Here is a 4,642-nt window from a genome sequence, read left to right as displayed (position 1 = left end):
GTGAAGACCAAGCGTGCGTGGAGGGTGTAGACGACGCTCCTTCCCCTGCGTACATCTGTCGGCCCATTGTCTGGTGTGGATGTTCCGGGAAGGGATGTCCTTGGACCGGCGTCCAGACGAGAATCCCGGCCCGATTACGGCGGGCCGGGATTCTGTGTTGTGCGCCTGGCTGGAGGGCGCCGGCACGATTACGGCGGGCCGGGGTTATCCAGCGTGCGCGTCACGCGGTTGCTGGTTTTAGTCTTCGTCGTATCCTCCGTATCCGCCGCCCTCGCCCTTCTCGTCGTGGTGGCGCTTGATGACGCGGAAGCTGCCGAAGACTCCGTTCTTGACCTTTACGGCGTCCTCCATCTCCTCGTGGTGCTTCTTGTGGTGCTCGCCCTTCCCGTGCTCACCCTTCTCGTGCTCGCCCTTCTCGTGCTCGCCCTTCTCGTGCTCGCCCTTCTCGTGTTCGCCCCTCTCGTGCTCGCCCCTCTCGCAGTTCTCATCCTCGTCCTCGTCGTGGAGCTTGCCCGGGCAGACGGCGTTGGCCTCGCTGTGGGGGCCGACGGTGGCGATGGGCGCGCCGTTGTCGCAGGTGACGCCGCGGAAGAATTCGACGGTGTTGCGGCTTTCGTTACGGATGTTGAAGCTGGTGGAGCCCAGGCCGCTGACGACGACGATGCAGCCGTCGGGGCGGCCGGAGAAGCTGCGCTCGTTGATCTGGATCCTGCCCTCCTTGTGATGGCGCCTGCCCTCGTGCTCGTTGCCCCGGCGCTCGTTGCCTTCGTTGCCCTTGCCGCTGTTGCCGCTGTTGCCGCCCTCCCCGCCCGTGAGGGCCTGGGCGGGGACGGCGACCGGGGCCACCTGGGCCTGGGGAGCGGGGACGGCCGCGGCGTAGGTGATGCCGGTGGCGGTCAGTGCCGCGGCGGCCGCGACGGCCGTGGCGATCGCGTGGGAACGGGTCATGATCATGTCGTTTGTGCTCCTTCTCGGATTCAGAGACAGGCCCGCTGTGACAGCCGGTGCGTGATTGAACGTACTAAGACCCCCCATTGCTGTCATATCGAGCAATTCGGGATCTCCGGCTTGGAGGGCTGATCGGGTATGCAGAGGCCCTTCACATCGCTCCGTCGAAGAGCTGCGTATCCGTCAAAGTCGCCTGGAATTAGGCAGATTGAATGCCATTAGCCCTTGCAGGTGATCTTCTGACGTGCACTCACCCGCTGTGGCGGTGGGTCGCCAGGAAGTGTCGGCGAGTCGCTGCTTGACGTGTGGCCTCCCGTAGGTTCCAAGGAGGTCACGCGAACGGTGTCTGCCCGACCGAAGGCGGCCGCGCACAGCAGGGTGCGCCCAGGCCGGACCATGACCAGTGCCTGTGACCACGTGGTGGGTGCGACCGCTGTCCCGCCCGTCTCCAGCAGTGCCCGGGCGGCCCCACTTTGCAGTATGGGTGAGGGCCCGAGCCGGTCAGGGTTGCCCGGGCCCTCACCGTGTTCGTGCACCCGCAAGGGCCGCATACGGCTGCACGTGGCAGCCTGCTTCACGATCTCTCCGGCCGACGGATGCGGGCGACCGGCCCCGGCCGTGATGGGCTGTGCAGCACCGTGGCCCCCCGAGCTGGCTGGGAACCTGGCCGGTTGTCTGGTGCCACGGAAGGCTGAGCGCGTGCCATCGAAGTGTGACCATCAGTTGAGGTAGTTCGCGCGCCCTTCGTCGTCGAGCTCGAAGGGACCCTCAGGGATGATGCAGAACCATTGCCCTCGGGATCTGCCGTCACCAGGAACCCGCCGCCGCCGGCCGTCGTACTGCTCCAGCCTGCTCCCGCCGAGTATCTCGACCCATTGCTGCTCGGCGGCGGGATCGGGAGAGGTGATGTCGAAGTGCATCCGGTTCCTGCCCGGCTTGGGTTCCGCCGTCTGTTGAAAGCCCAGCCCCAGGCCGTCTTCCCGCCCCAGCCAGACGTATGGGCCCGTACGGCCCACGACTGGCCTACCAAGCAGTTCGGAACAGAACGCAGCGAGCCGCTCAGGGTCTGTGGCGTCGACGATGAGGGCATTGGTCTTCATGGGTGAGTCCGCCATGCCCCGATCCTCTCAAGCGGGCCCAGAGCCGCTCAGCATCTGCTGTGACCAGGGCAAAACAGACTTCGATGACGCGAGCTGCACTGTGGTCAGACTTCACTGACATCTGCTCACGGTGCGATGGCACAGGACACCGGTCACCAGGAGGGGTGAAGTCGCCCGCCCAGGCTTGGCCAGAAAAGCAAACACACGATCCAATAGTGCGCATGGAGCACGCGACCCTCATTCCCCGGACCTGATACAGCTCCAAGCGGACTGGCACCGCACCTACGAGGCCCTGGCCGCACCCGACCCGGCCCGGACCACCGCCCTGCGCCGCCGGCTGCGGCGGCTGTCCTGCGGCGGCACCCCTACTGGACCGGACCCGGACGCATGCCGCCCGGACCGAGTGGCGCCAGCAGGCCCGCACCCTGCAGGAGCAGTCGGGGGTTGTCTGAGCACGGACAGCTTCGATAGGACTGTCCGCGTGATCGATCAACGCAGCTTCGCCCGTAGCGTCATCGCGTTCTCCCTGGCCGTGATCGCCTGTTGTGTGCTCACTGTCACCATCATGCTGTTGGCTGGAAGTCCCATCGTGCAGCCGCAACGCGCCCTGGATCAGGATGCGTTGGCGCGGGCCGTGCTCAACGCCGTCGATACCGACGACGCCTTCGCGAAGACTCCGACCATCGACGATGTGGTCTGCCCCGCTTCCATTCCCGTCGAGGCGGGCCGGGAGTTCGAGTGCAATGTCGTCGGCGTCGGCGACGGCAACAGCAGCGGCCACGCCTGGGTCAAGGTGAAGATCAAAGACGATCAAGGCAACCTGTCCCTGGACGCGACGACGTAGATCAGTCCGCGAGCCAGCAGCGGCCGAGGGCTCCGTACGGCTGGGGCGTCACGGGGCCGCCGTCTTGTACTCAGGGCAGTCCTCTGCCGCCTGCCCGCGCACTGCGCCAGGCCCTCGACCTGCCGGTCCTTCCGATGAACACCGAAGGTATCCCGCTTCAAACTGAAACGCCCGGTCAGCCGAGGCATCCTCGTCGAACCCGAACCCGAACCCGAACCCGGCCTGGTCACCCGCCCGGCACCCGAGGCCCATCCCCCGCCCGCGACCAGCGGTCCCTGTCCAACCTCAACCACGAAACGGACAAGAGCTCACGTTCCGCACTCTCGGACACGGACGGCAAGCGGTCATCTCCAGCCCTCGCAAGGCAGTTGACTCCTACCACCGGCCTATGACCAACCCGACCTGCCGTCAACCCAGACCACCGCCGGATTTAACGAACTACCGGTAGTTGAGCCTCGAGCCAGGGCACGAGCGGTCCCACTCGGTCGCCCCGCAGGTCCGTGCGGAGAACCACGGGGTTGACCCAGTCGGTGACGTACACGGCCTTCTTGGTGATGACGAGGTCGTTCAGATCCGGGGCACCGAGCGGGCCGTTCGGTGCCGTCCGGGTTGCCAGGAGTCGGCCGCGAGAGTTGTGCACGGTGAGGCTCGTGCCGCCCACGGAGAAGACGTTTCCCCGGCTGTCGGTGTGCACGCCCCTTGTGCTCTGGCGGGCCTCGACGTCCTGAGCCGCGAAGGGTTGAAGGTCCGAGTTGCCGACACGCCCGCGGAAGAGTCGACCGGTGCCATCGGAAGAGACGTACATGGTGCCGTTGCGCTGCACGGTGATCCCCTCCGGCAGGATGCCGGGGTCCCGGGAGACGACGTACGTTGTGGGTAGTCCATGGGCATCGGCGTGAGCGGTCTGCCCGGCCACAGCGAGCAAGATGGATGCTCCCAGGCAGAGCAGGCGTGTGGCGGCAGGCATGGCACAACCTCCGCAGGGCTTTTGAAGGGCCGTCATGACGAAGCCGAGCCTGCCTCGGCCGGGCAGCTGTCCGCGCTGCCTTTCAAGCATGGCCGAAAGGCTGGGCCGTGTCGATGATCGGTCGACGTGATACATATCCACTTCTCTGCCGCCGACCTGTGCAAGATCACTCTCGCATCGGTGCCCAACGCCGTCTTCGAGACGGCGCTCAGCGTGCGCCGCCTGCGCGGCAGCCCGGCCGCGGGGAACGCGTCACGACCCGGCCTGGCGCGCCGGCATCGGGAGATGAGCGGAAGCCTGGCAGCCCGTGCCGGGCTGCTCATGGGCCTGGTCCTCGGGGAGGGGTTCTTGCCGGACTTCCTGCTCCACCCATCGGGTTCGTCCTTCGCCGACGGGTTCAGCAAGGGCTGGACGCTCCGAGCTGGAGCAAGCCGACGTCTTCCCTGTCATGGCCACCACCCGGCACGACACCGTCGTCACCCGCTGGGCCATCGATCACCCGTGCACGACCTCTTTCCCGGCCTGGCGAAGCAGAAGTGGAAGCGCCGTTCCTGCGGGGACGGCGCCCACGGCCGACGCATCTACGACCGGGCGCGAGTCGAGGGCAGGCCTGGCGCCGCCCCGACCACCGCCACCGGGCACTCGCCCGCCGCAGCGTGAGCCGACCCGAGGAGATCTCCTACTACATCGCCGACTGCCCCGCCGAGACCACCCTCGATGTACGGGTCCGCACCGGACATCGCCGAAGAGCCGGCGTGCCTCGCCGGTCACGGCCGCGCGCCC

The 4,642-nt window shown here is 67.0% G+C and carries 4 protein-coding genes and 1 pseudogene; 2 read left to right on the top strand and 3 right to left on the bottom strand.

Annotated elements, in window-relative coordinates; genetic code table 11:
* Nucleotides 1-237: 237 nt before the first annotated feature.
* Together R2S09_RS39885 and R2S09_RS39880 are read right to left on the bottom strand one after the other, a co-directional pair.
* Nucleotides 238-954: a hypothetical protein gene (locus tag R2S09_RS39885; protein WP_316746164.1), complete on the bottom strand. Its 717-nt coding sequence runs from the start codon at nucleotides 952-954 to the stop codon at nucleotides 238-240.
* A 713-nt stretch (nucleotides 955-1,667) separates the two neighbouring features.
* Entirely contained in the window at nucleotides 1,668-2,063 is a 396-nt protein-coding gene (locus R2S09_RS39880; protein WP_306192930.1) for a VOC family protein, read from the bottom strand.
* Nucleotides 2,064-2,529: 466 nt separating this feature from the next.
* On the opposite strand from R2S09_RS39880, the gene R2S09_RS39870 reads away from it, so the two are divergent.
* Nucleotides 2,530-2,892 carry a DUF4333 domain-containing protein gene (locus R2S09_RS39870; RefSeq protein WP_306192932.1) on the top strand — a complete coding sequence of 121 codons (363 nt, stop codon included), beginning with the start codon at nucleotides 2,530-2,532 and terminating at the stop codon, nucleotides 2,890-2,892.
* 430 nt (nucleotides 2,893-3,322) lie between these two features.
* Here the strand turns inward: R2S09_RS39870 and R2S09_RS39865 are convergent, their stop codons facing one another.
* Nucleotides 3,323-3,994 carry a hypothetical protein gene (locus R2S09_RS39865; protein ID WP_316746163.1) on the bottom strand — a complete coding sequence of 224 codons (672 nt, stop codon included), beginning with the start codon at nucleotides 3,992-3,994 and terminating at the stop codon, nucleotides 3,323-3,325.
* Between the two features lie 252 nt (nucleotides 3,995-4,246).
* Between R2S09_RS39865 and R2S09_RS39860 the strand changes: the two are divergent.
* A pseudogene (locus tag R2S09_RS39860) lies at nucleotides 4,247-4,642 on the top strand (IS701 family transposase); the annotation flags it as partial.

It is taken from the genome of Streptomyces sp. MK7 (assembly GCF_032658145.1).
Lineage (GTDB): Bacteria > Actinomycetota > Actinomycetes > Streptomycetales > Streptomycetaceae > Streptomyces > Streptomyces spiralis.
This window is presented reverse-complemented; position numbering and strand designations above follow the sequence as displayed.